Annotated in this window: 11 protein-coding genes; 9 read left to right on the forward strand and 2 right to left on the reverse strand. The window is 36.8% G+C overall.

Features of this window, described 5'->3' with window-relative positions:
- Positions 1 to 1,269, forward strand: a 1,269-nt coding sequence (locus K2N75_RS07285; protein WP_300120241.1) for a major outer membrane protein, incomplete at its 5' end; no start/stop codon positions are given.
- 59 nt (positions 1,270 to 1,328) lie between these two features.
- On the opposite strand, the gene K2N75_RS07290 is transcribed toward K2N75_RS07285, so the two are convergent.
- Together K2N75_RS07290 and K2N75_RS07295 are read right to left on the reverse strand one after the other, a co-directional pair.
- Positions 1,329 to 1,556: a hypothetical protein gene (locus K2N75_RS07290; protein WP_297681179.1), complete on the reverse strand. Its 228-nt coding sequence runs from the start codon at positions 1,554 to 1,556 to the stop codon at positions 1,329 to 1,331.
- A 39-nt stretch (positions 1,557 to 1,595) separates the two neighbouring features.
- Entirely contained in the window at positions 1,596 to 1,727 is a 132-nt protein-coding gene (locus tag K2N75_RS07295) for a hypothetical protein (protein WP_297681177.1), read from the reverse strand.
- 126 nt (positions 1,728 to 1,853) lie between these two features.
- On the opposite strand from K2N75_RS07295, the gene K2N75_RS07300 reads away from it, so the two are divergent.
- The 8 genes from K2N75_RS07300 to K2N75_RS07335 all read left to right on the forward strand — a co-directional run.
- The gene (locus tag K2N75_RS07300) at positions 1,854 to 3,002 is read left to right on the forward strand and encodes an MFS transporter (protein ID WP_297681175.1); all 1,149 of its coding nucleotides are present in this window, start codon (positions 1,854 to 1,856) and stop codon (positions 3,000 to 3,002) included.
- The gene (locus K2N75_RS07305) at positions 2,999 to 5,368 is read left to right on the forward strand and encodes a dynamin family protein (RefSeq protein WP_297681173.1); all 2,370 of its coding nucleotides are present in this window, start codon (positions 2,999 to 3,001) and stop codon (positions 5,366 to 5,368) included. Before K2N75_RS07300 ends, K2N75_RS07305 begins: the two co-directional genes overlap by 4 nt.
- Complete coding sequence (locus K2N75_RS07310; RefSeq protein WP_297681171.1) at positions 5,362 to 7,410, forward strand: dynamin family protein; 2,049 nt, start codon at positions 5,362 to 5,364, stop codon at positions 7,408 to 7,410. Before K2N75_RS07305 ends, K2N75_RS07310 begins: the two co-directional genes overlap by 7 nt.
- Positions 7,411 to 7,491: 81 nt before the next feature.
- On the forward strand, positions 7,492 to 8,301 hold the full coding sequence (locus K2N75_RS07315; protein WP_115551606.1) for a J domain-containing protein: 810 nt from the start codon (positions 7,492 to 7,494) through the stop codon (positions 8,299 to 8,301).
- 10 nt (positions 8,302 to 8,311) lie between these two features.
- A complete protein-coding gene (locus tag K2N75_RS07320) occupies positions 8,312 to 9,190 on the forward strand; it encodes a hypothetical protein (RefSeq protein ID WP_297681169.1) in 879 nt (292 codons plus the stop codon).
- The gene (locus K2N75_RS07325; RefSeq protein WP_297681167.1) at positions 9,180 to 10,061 is read left to right on the forward strand and encodes an NAD(+)/NADH kinase; all 882 of its coding nucleotides are present in this window, start codon (positions 9,180 to 9,182) and stop codon (positions 10,059 to 10,061) included. The genes K2N75_RS07320 and K2N75_RS07325 overlap by 11 nt, the downstream gene beginning before the upstream one ends.
- Positions 10,061 to 11,629, forward strand: coding sequence for a DNA repair protein (locus K2N75_RS07330; RefSeq protein ID WP_297681165.1), 1,569 nt, complete (start codon positions 10,061 to 10,063; stop codon positions 11,627 to 11,629). The genes K2N75_RS07325 and K2N75_RS07330 overlap by 1 nt, the downstream gene beginning before the upstream one ends.
- 9 nt (positions 11,630 to 11,638) lie before the next feature.
- The coding region (locus tag K2N75_RS07335; RefSeq protein ID WP_297681163.1) for an NFACT family protein at positions 11,639 to 12,629 on the forward strand (991 nt) is incomplete at its 3' end.

Genomic DNA, 12,629 nt, shown 5'->3' on the forward strand with positions numbered 1-12,629 from the left:
ACTCACCGCTGGAAAGCAGTAGCAGACTTCAAAGCTCCTGTAGCTGATAATGTTGCATTCAACTTCGGGATTCTTTATAACAATGAATCACAAAATGTAAATCACGGAAACACTTATCCCGGTCTAGGTTCAGGTCTAGGTTCAGGTAAAGACGGAAGCTTTGGTGTAAGCACATTCAACGCAGTCATTACTCCAGACAATACAGCTACCACAGTGATTATCGGTAAGCAAAGATTGGCTACTCCTGTAACAAATGCAGGGGATGACGATAGAGGAACAGGTATCCTAGTTCTAAACAGCGACTTAGAAGGCTTCACTTTTGCAGCAGGTGCATTTGACTCTTGGAGTATTGATGATGTTCATAAAGGTTATGATTTAGGTAATAACTTAGGAACATCTGTAACTAAACCTCTTTATGCTCTAGCAGGTATTTATGGTGTAGATACGGACTATGGACACTTTGGTGCTCAACTTTGGGGATTCTATATCCAAGATGCAGTAGATGCACTAGGCTTTGGTGAATTAAGCTGGAACAATGCTACCTTTGATGTTGCATTACAATATGCTTTAGCTAAACTAGACAATAGCAATAGTTCTATTTTAGGTGCATTACACCCAACAAGTAATGTGGCTGGAACAGCTTCTATTCAAGGTGTTCCAACCAACAGAGCAAATATCTCTGAAGCAAACGACTTATTCGTCATCAACTTAGGTGCAAACTTCGCTCAAGAATATGATTTCCCATTAGATGTAAAACTTGGTTGGGTTACAAACTTCCAAGACGGAACAGCAGTTACACTTAATGATGATGGAACAGCATTTAAATATGCAGGTGCTCTATGGTGGCAAAATGATGCAACAGGAATCAGCACTTCTGCTCTATTGCCTCGCGGTGTAGCAGGATTTGGTAGTGAGCAAGAAATCAGCGTATTCTATGGTGCGATTGGTTATTCTATGATTGATAGCAGATTAAGAATCGGTTTAGATTATGTTTGGGGTAACAACGAAACAAAATGGAAAGGCTATAGAAATAGCGAAGACATTGATTTCCAAGAAATCACTCCAAGAATCAGCTGGAAGCACAACAAAAACCTTACAATCAGTGGTTACTATGCTTATTTGATGACGGATAAACCAGATTATCTAAGAGCTGCATTTGACCCTACAGGAGGACCAAATCAACCACAACAAACAGACATTAGAAATAGTAGAACTCACGACGATGAAACTCGCCAAAGAGTGCGTGTAGAAGTAAGATACAACTTCTAATCTCATTGCGAGACTTCACTACTTTAGGTTAGTTAGGCTTATGGCTTAACTAACCTTTTTTATTTTATGGACTTTTCGTCATTACAACTTTCCCCACAACTTTCTATAATATCACATAAATTATCTTTACAATGGAATCTTAAAAAGCGAGATTCTATATTATGGATTTGCTCTAAAGCGGGTAAAAATGCTACGCATTTGCACGCCACGAATCGCAAGCGATTCTCGCAATGATAAGGTGGCAGAATAGCAAAGATAAAAAAGAAATTGTAAGAGTAAGAATCCACAGGTTCAATCCATCATCACCCTGCAAAAGCAGGGCGAGGCTAATAAACCTTGACAACAATTATACAAAGCAGTATAATTGCCACGATGATGAATTTAGTGATACTCATCATATGTCCTTTTTGGGCATAGATTTTACCACAGGGTGTTGGACCTGTGGTAACACCCTGCAAAATTATACTTCAAAATTTTTTAATAAAAATAGTTTAGCTGATAAGAAAATGAAATGAAAAAAATCCCAAAATCAAAGAATCTTTAGCAAATTTATTTTAAAATTTTATAAAACTTTAGGAATAAATTTGAAAACTTATATTTTATTGGTTGTCCTACTAAGTGCTATGGTAACGATTTCTAGCCTTTATATCACACAGCCTATGCAACCTCTTTTTATGGAAGAGTTTGGAATCTCTATCGCGCAAGTTACGCTTTTTACTTCTGTTGTGTTGCTTGCACTTGCCTTTGCTCCCATTGTTTATGGTTATTTGTTAGAAAAATTTGACACGCGCAAGGTGTTGTTTGCCTCTTTGGGAATGATTGGCGTTTTTCAATGTTTGCTTTGTTTTGCGCAAGATTATAGAACTTTTCTTGCTTTGCGCTTGTTGGAGGCACTTGCGATTCCAGCTGCTTTGACAGCGACTTTGACAACTTTAATGCGTATTGATATGCAAAATATACAAAAATATGTTAGTCTTTATGTTGCCGCTACGGTTTTTGGCGGTGTGCTTTCTCGTGTGGCAGGGGGGTTTATTACTTCTATTTCCTCGTGGCAATTCACTTTTGCCACGCTTGGAATCACTACTTTAATCGTTGCAATTTTATCTTTTAAGATTCCTCAAAGCTCCCAAATGGCAAACGCCAAAATCACACCTAAAATCGTTTTGGAACTGCTAAAAGATAAGCGATATGCGGCACTTTATGCGGGGGCTTTTTTGGTGTTGTTTTGTTTTCAAGGCGCGCTAAACTTTATGCCTTTTGAAATCAAAGCCTTAAACCCAGACATTACCCCCGCGCAGATTGGTTTTTTGTATCTAGGATATATTATCGGCATTGTTACCGCGCTTTTGGTTGGGCGCATTAAAAGCCTGCTTGGAGGGGATTTGCGTGCAATCATTTTTGGCTTTGTGGTTTTTGGAATCGCACCTTTGATTATGCTGATTAAAAGCTTTTGGTGGCTCTTTTTTGCGGTGTTTGTGATTTGTATTGGAATGTTTATTGTGCATTCGGTTTTATCCGCGTTCGTAAATTCTATTTCTAGTGAGAAAAAAGGAATCACAAATGGCTTGTATCTCGCGTTTTATTATACGGGAGGCACGATTGGCACGACAATGCCGAGTTATCTTTATTATCATTTTGGTTGGGAAGTGCTTTGTTTGTTTTTGAGTGGAATTTTGTTCGCAAGTGCGTTGATGTTTTATAAAATTAGTCCAATCTTTAAGGAGATAAAATGAATCAGTTAGGGGAATATTTGGAATCAATCTTTAAAGAAATTGTGCCGCTAGGGAATTTGCATATTTTAGAAAGTGAAAAAGCAAGTGAGATTGTAGCGATTTTTTTAAGTCAAGATTTGCATAGTTTTAATGTTTTTTGGCAGAGTGCTGTGCTGCAAAATCTTTGTGAAAAATATTGCAAAACCCTAAGCTTTAAAGGAATCTTGCAGGTGCAATACACCTTGCTTTTAAATATCCATAAAGCCTTTGAAAGAGAACCAAAAAGAACGCAGAATCTGCTTAAAAAAGTCTTAGAAAACCTTGCTTTGCTAGAGCAACACAAGGTTGCAAAAGGAGAATTTTTAGAACAAATCAAAGCCCATTTAGAGTGGATTGCACATCAAGAAATCAAAGAAACAGAGACTTTAGAAAAACAACAAGAATCCGCTTTGGATTCAAGCTTTTTGCAAGATTTTTGGGGAAATAGTCTAAAACTCCTAGAGCAAAAAAGGGAAGTTTTGCAGGCAATGCAAGCACAGAATCTCCTTAATCTCTCCTCAAGTTTGACGGAGTTGGAATCTCTTTTGCTAAAGCTTAAAAATCAGCATTTTTCTATTGGAATCACAGGCGTGTTAAGTGCGGGGAAAAGCACGCTTTTAAACGCGCTTTTGGGGCAGGAGATTTTGGGTAGCTCTACGATTCCAGAAACTGCAAGCTTGACGCTTCTAAAATACTCCCAAACGCCTAGTGCGCAAGTGAGTTTTTGGAATAAGGCAGAATGGGAGGATTTAAAATCCACGATAGAGGATTCTGCATTGAATGAACTTTTGGAAAATATGGAGTTTAAGGAGGCTTTGGAAAAGTTTGTGCAGGATTCTACACAGAGTTTAAAGATTTCTTTGCAAGATTTACCCAAATACACTTCGGCAAATCATTCTAGTAGATTATGCAATCTCATCAAGGAAACCACGCTTTTTACACCTCTTAAATTCTTGGAAAATAAAGTAGAAATTGTAGATACGCCCGGACTTGATGACCCTATCGTGCAAAGAGAGGAAATCACCAAAGGCTATATTTTGGGTTGTGATTTGCTCATTCACGCGATGAATGCGGCACAGAGTGCAACACAAATTGATGTGGATTTTATTTTGCAAACCTTGCAAAATGCGAATCTCTCAAGGATTTTGATTATCCTAACACACGCGGATTTACTAGAAGCAAAAGAATTAGAATCTGCTCTGAATTACACAAAAGAGAGCATTAGGGCGCGCTTAAGTCAGAGTATGTCTAAAGATAATGCAGAATTAATGCTCCAAAGAGTAGATTTTATTGCGCTTGCAAGCTATCCTGCCTTGCTTGCTCAAACCAATCCACAAAAGGCAAAAGAATTAGGCTTCAGCCTAGAATCTTCCAATTTCAATGCGTTGCTTGATTATCTCAATCAAACTTTGCTAGGTAGCAATAGCACCAAAGCAAAGGACTTGATTTTTTTAAGCGCGCAAGGGTTTGTGCGGGTTTTTGAAAACATCAAATCAGCTTGCGTTTTGGAAAAAAGCTTGCTTTTTGCGAAAGAAAGTGAGATTCAAAAACTTATAGAGGAAGCCAAAGTAGAGCAAGAACAAAGCCTAACAAAACTTCAAGAAACCAAAGAATCCCTAAACAACGCGACGCAACAATTACAAACTTATCTTGAGACTTTGCAAAAGGAACTTAATCAAAAGCTAGAATTGTCTAAAAATGTTTTGAGTGAAAGGATTTTTGCGGATATTGTTTATGATTATGACAAAGGTAAAACGCCAAGTTATGAGCGATTGCAAAGAATCTTGGATTTGGGGTTAAAAGATACTTTAAGTGATATTTTGCGTTTTTGCACCCAAAGTTTAAATAAAAAGATTATGCAGTTACAAAGTCAGTTTGAAACGCAGGCGCAAGGAGGAGAGAAAGACGCTAGCATTTTGGGGAATTTTCATCTTCATTTTGATGAAAGTCTTTTAAGAAAAACTGCATTAAAGATTCTAAAATCTATCACAAAATCCGTGCAAAAGTTTGGCAAAAATCAAAGAAGCGAGCTTAAAAGCGCATTGGATTTAGATTTTGAAGCGGGATTTGTGGATTTTTTTGCGATGATTATCACGCAAAACAAAGCATTAGAATCCAAACTCACAGAGAATTTCAAAAATTTTCTTGAGGATTTAGAGGTAAATTTAAAAACAGACCTAGAAAACAAGGCAAGAATCTTACAAAATGCCTTGCAAAATTCGCAAAATAGCGCGCAAGAAAAATCCCAAAAAGAAAGTTTATTGAATCAAAACGAAGCAGCATTAGAGGAGGCTTTGCAGAGTTTTAAAGCCTTGCAAAGCTATGCTACAAGGAGCGCAAAATGCTAAAACAATATTTAAAAGAATGTGAAATCTTGCAAGCAAAAATTACACAAAAATCTCCTACGCAAAGATTAATTCTTGCTTGCCAAGACAATCTTAATCCTAATGATTATACTTTGAGTTTTTTTGAAAATTTACAACAAAAAGAAGCAGAGCCTATGCAAATTGCGATTATTGGGCAGTTTTCAAGCGGTAAAAGCACTTTTTTAAACGCGCTTTTGGGGCAAGATATTTTGCCCACAGGGATTACCCCAATTACCTCAAAAGTATGCAAAATCTGCTATGGAGAGGATTATATTTTAGAAATCCTCTATAAAGATGGGCGCAAAGTCTTGCAAAATATAGATTTTTTGCATAAACTCTCGCGCGAAAATTCTCAAAATATTCATCACTTTTGTCTTTATGCCCCGATTTTGTTTTTGAAAGAAATTAATTTCTTGGATACACCGGGCTTTAATTCTCAAAATTCTGATGATACGCACACGACATTGAAAATCTTAGAAAATGTAGATGGAATCATCTGGCTTACCCTGATTGATAATGCGGGAAAAAATAGTGAAAAAGCGTTACTTAAGGAATTTATTACGAATTTTGCGCAAAAAAGTCTTTGTGTTTTGAATCAAAAGGATAGACTAAAAGACGAACAAGAGGTGCAAACAAGTTTGGAATATGCAAAAGTGGCGTTTGAGGGAATTTTCTCTGAAGTGATTCCAATCTCTGCCAAACTCGCATTAAGCGCAAGATTAAATACTCCTCAAAAATTTCTTGAAAACAAACTTCTTTCTTTTGCGCAAACAATCCAAACACTTGCCTTGCAGGATTCCAATGAGGATTCTAAAAACTCTCAAAATCCACAAGATGTTATGGAATCCTTGAGCGCAACTTATCAGAATCTGCAAGAGGGAATCTGGCAGGAATTAGAAACATTAAACTCTCAAAATACAGAACAGCGAATGCGGGATTCTAATATGCCTTTGATTTTTGACTTTCTAAATCAAACTATTAAGCCTAAAGCGAGCTTTGCTAAATCTTATAGCACACTTAAAAAACTTCGTGAAATGCACATTTTGTTGCATTTGCAATACCATAAAATTAACCAATGTTATTTAATCTTGCAAAGGACTTTGCAAAAAAACCTACAAGAATGTATTGCAAATTGCGCTCTTTCGCAAGAAAAAGAACAAAAAATCTTTAATGATTTATATATCGGGCTAGATTTGTGGCTAGATACGCTTGCGCAAAGAATCTTTAGCGCATTGGAGAAAAAATCCTTTACTTTTGCACAAAAAGAAAAAGGTCTTTTGCGCACAAAATCTGTTGAAACCAATAAAGAAGTGGTGATTCTCCCGATAGAAAAGCTGCGCATAGAATTGCAAAATCAAGATACGCAATTAGTGAAAGATTATAAGGCACTAAGTGTAAAAATTAAGAACTTTTTGGATTTATTTGTGCGCTCTATTGGGCAAAATACCAATGCTTTAAAACAAGAATTGGCAAAATGGCAGCATAACGCACCTAAGAGTATTGAACTTTATCTTGTTGCACCCCAAAGTCAAGCATTGGGCGATTTGCGAGAATTTGCTCAAAATTGTTACGAAAATCTACTAGATGATTTTAACAAAAATGCACTTGTGGCAACTTCTTATTTGCGCAGTGAATTGAATGTATTAAGCAATTTTCTAGCTCTTAGCTACAACAATGCAATAGATTTGACTTTGAATCGTTTGGATTTAAAGATTAAAAATGCAATCACGAAACACGGTGAGAATCAAGAGGAATTTGCCTTGTTTAATCCGACTTTGGAAAATGTGCGGGAGAGTTTAAACGAAACTTTTTGCTTTGAACAATTCCAAGCGCGTCTTTTTGGACCAATGAATTGCCTTAAAAAAACTTATGCGCAGTTTTTGAATCAAAACGAACAAACGACACAGGATAAAATACAATTAATTACGCAAGCCTCTTTTGAACTTAAGAAAGAAATAGATAAAATTATACGAAATCTGATAGCAATTAAAGCAGAGCAAAAGAGCATTAATGTGCAAAAATAAAAAGTGGAATTAGAATTGCTTAATCTACTTTAACGCACCAATAATGGCGGCAAATTTAGGATAAAGACTGAAGGGAAGTTTATGAAAGTAGAGCTCTTAGAGCCATACATTCAAATCAGCATTGAAAAAGAATCGCAATTTCTAAAACGTGCGGTGGATTTTGCTTATAAGCATTTTTCCAAAGCCTATCGTCTTTCAAGCTCCGTACTAATCTTGGACGATGGCGAACGTTACAAAAAAGACTATTTTTTGAATTGGGCATATCATGTCGCAATGCAAGAGGAAGCCAAAAAAGACAGCGAGGATTTCCAAACAATTATTGATAGCAGTTATTTGCCTATTCGTATTAAGATGATTGAAAATCGGGCAGTATTAGAACATATTATCGTGTCTTTGCAGATTATTCAAAGCTCTTTTGGTAATTCGCAGGTATGTTTGAAACTCAATCGCCCAAGTCGTCTTGCAAGAAGATATTTAAGCTCTTTATTTCAAGAGTTTGTGTTAAGCTATACAAGACAGGAAATTTTCTTGGATTCTAGCAGTCCTTATTTTTGGGAGAAGCTCATCGGAGCGCTTTCTATTAAAGTGATTCATAATATTGTGCTAGATTTTGATTATGAGACTTTCAAAACGCATAATACTTTTGAATGTTTTGAGGAATATTTAACCAAAGAGGAAAAAATCCTCAAAAAAAGCTATAAGATTCTAGGTTGTGGTTACAATGATGATTTTGAATGTGTGAAAAATCGTTATATTGAACTTGCTAAAATCTATCACCCAGACAATGTTTATGGACAAGACAAAAAAATTATTGATGGCTATGCGGAAAAATTCCGCTTAATCAACGAAGCGTATGAAAATATTAAATCCAATTTCAAACGCGTAGCATAGGGAGCGAAAAATGTCTAATGCAACACAAAAAGAAACCAATTTAAATGACGATGTATTTTCTGCCACGATTCCAGATGATATTTTTGATAGTTTTGAGGAATTTAAAGACGAGCCACAAGAGAAACAATCTACAAAACCAAAGGAAAAAGAATATGTGGAATATTCTTTAGAGGATTCCCAAGAGGATTCTAATAAGGGACGTTTTTTGGCTTATTTGTTTTTGCTTATTGTGCTAGTTGGATTGATTTTTGGTGGAGGATATTATTTTCTTACACAACCTAGTGGAGAAGCTCTATTAGGCAAAGCACAACAGATATTGGGATTTCAAACACAGCCTGATATTCCAAATGGAATCGTAGAATCACAAAGAGAGGCTACAAGTGAATTTGCTAAAGAGGAGGAGATTAAACGCTTGCAAGAAGCACTCTACCAAAAAGAAAAAGAGCTTGCAACGCTTTCGCAGTCCGTAGATAGTTTGAGTTTGTCTGTTAAAGAAATGCAAAACGCAAATAGTGCAAATTCCAATACAATGGCGAGATTGCGTTACACAATTAAGCCTAAAAAACAAATCATTGCCGAATGTTTTTCTATGGGAGTTGGAACTTGGGAGATTCCACAAAGTTGCTTGCTTTCCATTGCGACAAAAGTAGATAAAGAATTGCAAGCAGACAAACGCGTCGTTGCCTTTGAGGTGCAAGGAATCGTAGATACAAATCCTTATCGTGGATTGTCGCCAGAGCTTAAGCAAGAGGGGCTTGCAAGCTTTCGCGCGTGGAATGCGATTCGTGCAATTAATGACAAAATCCCCAATGCAACCGTATTTGAGGGTCCAAGCTTGCAGTTAGAAAATAAACGCGGATACAGCATTAAAGCTTATTTTGTTGAATAAAATGAGTTTAAATCCTCCTATTCACACTTTGGGCGTATTTTTGCGCCCTTCTACTCCAGAATTAAAAGCTTATTTTTTAGAATTTCAAAGTTTAGCTTTGGATTTAGGTTTTAATGTTATTTTGGATTCTTTAAGCGCGGGAATGATTGGTATGCGTGGGTTGAACTTTGAAGAGCTTTGCACGCAATGCGATGCGTTAATTTCCATTGGAGGGGACGGCACATTGATTTCCACCGCACGACGCTCTTTTGCGTTTGGGAAGCCCATTTTGGGCATTAATATGGGGCATTTGGGATTCCTTACGGATTTGCAAAAAGAGGAAGTAGAATCCTTTTTACCTAATCTTAAAATGGGAAATTACAATATCGCAAATCATATAATGCTAGAGGGAAAAATACAAAATAATCAAAAGAACAATGCGAGTTTTTTTGCCTTAAATGACATTATTCTTACGCGTTTAAACGAAGCTTCTATGATTTATTTAAAAGCATATATTGATGGAGAATATTTTAATGCGTATTATGGCGATGGATTGATTATCGCCACACCTACGGGTTCTACTGCGTATAATATTAGCGCAGGCGGCGCGGTGGTTTATCCCTTTTCGCGCAATTTGCTTTTAACACCCATTTGTGCGCATTCTTTGACACAGCGTCCGCTGATTTTGCCAAGCAGTTTTGAGATTCAAGTAGAGCTTGGTGAGCAAGGGCGTTGTAATGTGGTAATTGACGGACAAGAGAGCAAGCCTTTAAAGTTTGGTGAGAAAATCGCGATTCGCGTTCAAGACAATGGCGTGAAGCTGATTCACAATGCGCATTGGGATTATTTCAAAATCCTAAAAGAAAAATTCCATTGGGGAGATTTTGAATAATGCAAAAATTGCTCCTTCATCAAATCACCATTAAAGATTCTCCAATTTTTAAACAAATCACTTTTTCTCCCAGCACACATTTTAATGTTTTTAGCGGGGCGAGTGGAGCGGGAAAATCTGTGCTTATGGAATCGGTGCTTGCTCTTTTTGGTTTGCGCGAATGCAATGCACAAGTTTTGGAAGCGACTTTGGAATTACAAGGGTTTGGAGAGGAGTTTAAGGGGTTAATTGATGAGGGAGAGGTAGTTTTGACTTTGACCAAAAAAGACAAGATTCGCTTTTTTTTGAATGCACAAAATATTCCCAAAAAGAAAGTTCAGGCACTTTTTGCTCCCTTTTTGAAGCATTTAAGCACCAAAGCAGACGATGTGATAAGTGTAGAAAATTTATTTTTGGTGTTTGACTCCTTTTGTTCCTCTAGAGATTCTAAATACAAGGCTTTATTGCAGGCTTATAGGGATTCTTTTGCGCAATTTTTAGACGCAAAGGCTGCACTTAAAAAACTGCAAGAGGAAGCATTAAAAGTTGCAGAATTGAAAGAATTTGTGCGCTTTGAGATTCAAAAGTTAGAATCCCTTAATCCCAAAAAAGGAGAGTATGAGGAGCTTTTGGAGCTTAAAAAAGAAATTTCAAAGAAAGAAAAAATCAATGAAAGCTTGCAAGGGGTGCAAGAGTTTTTGAGTCATCGCTCCAAAGTTTCCCATTTTCTAAACTTGCTTGGTAGCGAAAATGATACGATTTTGAATGCCTTAAATGAGTTAGAGGCATTGTGCGAGCAAGAAAGTGAGAGATTGGGCGAGCTAGAAAGTATGAACCCCGAAGAGATTTTGAATCGCTTGGAAGCCTTAAGTGCATTAAAGCATAGATATGGGGGCGTAGAGGAGGCATTGGAATATTTAGAATCCAAAAAGAAAGAATTAGAAAAATACGAGAATTTGGATTCTATTCTAAAGGATTCTATGGCACAATTTGAATCTGCTAAAAAAAGCTTGGTGGAGAGCGCAAATGCTTTGCAAAAGATGCGAGAAAAACAGCTTGCTAGCTTTAAAGAAACTTTAAGTAATGCGTTAGAATCTCTTAAAATGCCCAAAGCAAAAGTTGCTTTGCGCCCCATTGAGGAGGTGGAATCCTATCTGCCTTTTGGCAATCAAATCTTGGAGATTTCCCTAAACACTGCGCTTAAAAACCTTAGTGCAGGGGAGTTTAACCGATTTCGTCTTGCGCTTTTGCTTACTCAAAGCGTGCAAGAAAAAAATCAAGCCATTATTATTCTAGATGAAGTAGATGCGAATTTAAGCGGAGAGGAATCTCAAGGGGTTGCAGAAGCCCTTAAGACACTCTCTAAAAATTATCAAGTCTTTGCGATTTCTCATCAGTCCCATATGCCGAGTTTAGCCGATACACATTTTTTGATTCAAAAAGGCGCACAAGGTTCAAGCATTATTCCTTTGGACAAAGAGGGTAGAATCCGCGAGATTGCGCGTATGATTAGTGGTAATGAAATCACAAAAGAAGCGTTGGATTTTGCCACAAAATGTATTGAGGGCAATCAATACAAAAAATCTTAAGATTTTAATATGAATCTCTTGACATTGCAGAAATTTGCGCATTATTTGAAGCAAACCCCACCGCTGAAATTGCGCTCCATTTATAGAATCGCGGATAATTTGTTTAAGTTTGACATCAATAGCAATTTGTTTTTTGTGGATTTAAGCAAGGGCAAAAGCACGATTTTTATCACGCAAGAAATGCTTATTTCCTCTAAAGTTTATCAAGCTCCTTTTGATAAAAGCTTGCAAAAATACTGCTTCAATTCCTTGATTGTAGATGCAAAGATAGATGGAAATAATCGTATTTTGCAGCTTGTTTTGGAGACAAAAAATAGTTACAAGACTTCCCAAGTCGTTTTGCAGGCTGAATTTACGGGTAAAAATACGAATCTGATTTTGTTAGATTCCCAAAATATCGTACTAGATGCCCTGCGACATCTTACCAAAGAGCAATCTTTCCGCGAAGTGAGAATCGCAAAGTCGCTTTTGCCATTACCACAGCCTACAAACGCACCGATACTAAAAGACGAAGGGGAACTCTTTGCCGCATTTGAAAACAACTTTAAGATTCTAAAGGCAAAAGAATTGCAAGCAAAAATTGCCAAGTCTAGTGCGCAAATTACCCAAAAAATAACCCAATTACAATACCATTTGGAATCCTTAGAGGATAAAAATGCCCTAGAAAACAATGCAAAAAAAGAAGCGGATTTAGGGCAGTTGATTTTGCGAAATCTTTATTTGTATCCAGATTTTAAGGGGCGCGAAATCTGCCTAGAAAATGAGAAAATTACCTTGCCTCCGCAAGCGCATTCCTTAAGCCATACAGCGCAAATTTTCTTTGAAAACTCCAAAAAGCTCGCTAAAAAAGCCAAAAATATTCATCTACAAGCGCGTAATTTAGAGGAAAAAATCTTTTTTTATCAAAAACTGCTTCAAATGATACAAAATGTAACAAATTTGAATGATTTGCAAATTTTGGATTCTAATTTGCAAAAGAAATCTAACATAAAACAAGCAA

Origin of the sequence: Helicobacter sp. (assembly GCF_029067145.1) — a bacterium.
GTDB lineage: Bacteria > Campylobacterota > Campylobacteria > Campylobacterales > Helicobacteraceae > Helicobacter_D.

What these genes read in the sequence shown, in the direction of transcription:
- K2N75_RS07305 (WP_297681173.1), top strand. Translation starts at nt 2,999, where the DNA reads ATGAATCAGTTAGGGGAATATTTGGAATCAATCTTTAAAGAAATTGTG.
- K2N75_RS07310 (WP_297681171.1), top strand. Translation starts at nt 5,362, where the DNA reads ATGCTAAAACAATATTTAAAAGAATGTGAAATCTTGCAAGCAAAAATT.
- K2N75_RS07315 (WP_115551606.1), top strand. Translation starts at nt 7,492, where the DNA reads ATGAAAGTAGAGCTCTTAGAGCCATACATTCAAATCAGCATTGAAAAA.
- K2N75_RS07320 (WP_297681169.1), top strand. Translation starts at nt 8,312, where the DNA reads ATGTCTAATGCAACACAAAAAGAAACCAATTTAAATGACGATGTATTT.
- K2N75_RS07330 (WP_297681165.1), top strand. Translation starts at nt 10,061, where the DNA reads ATGCAAAAATTGCTCCTTCATCAAATCACCATTAAAGATTCTCCAATT.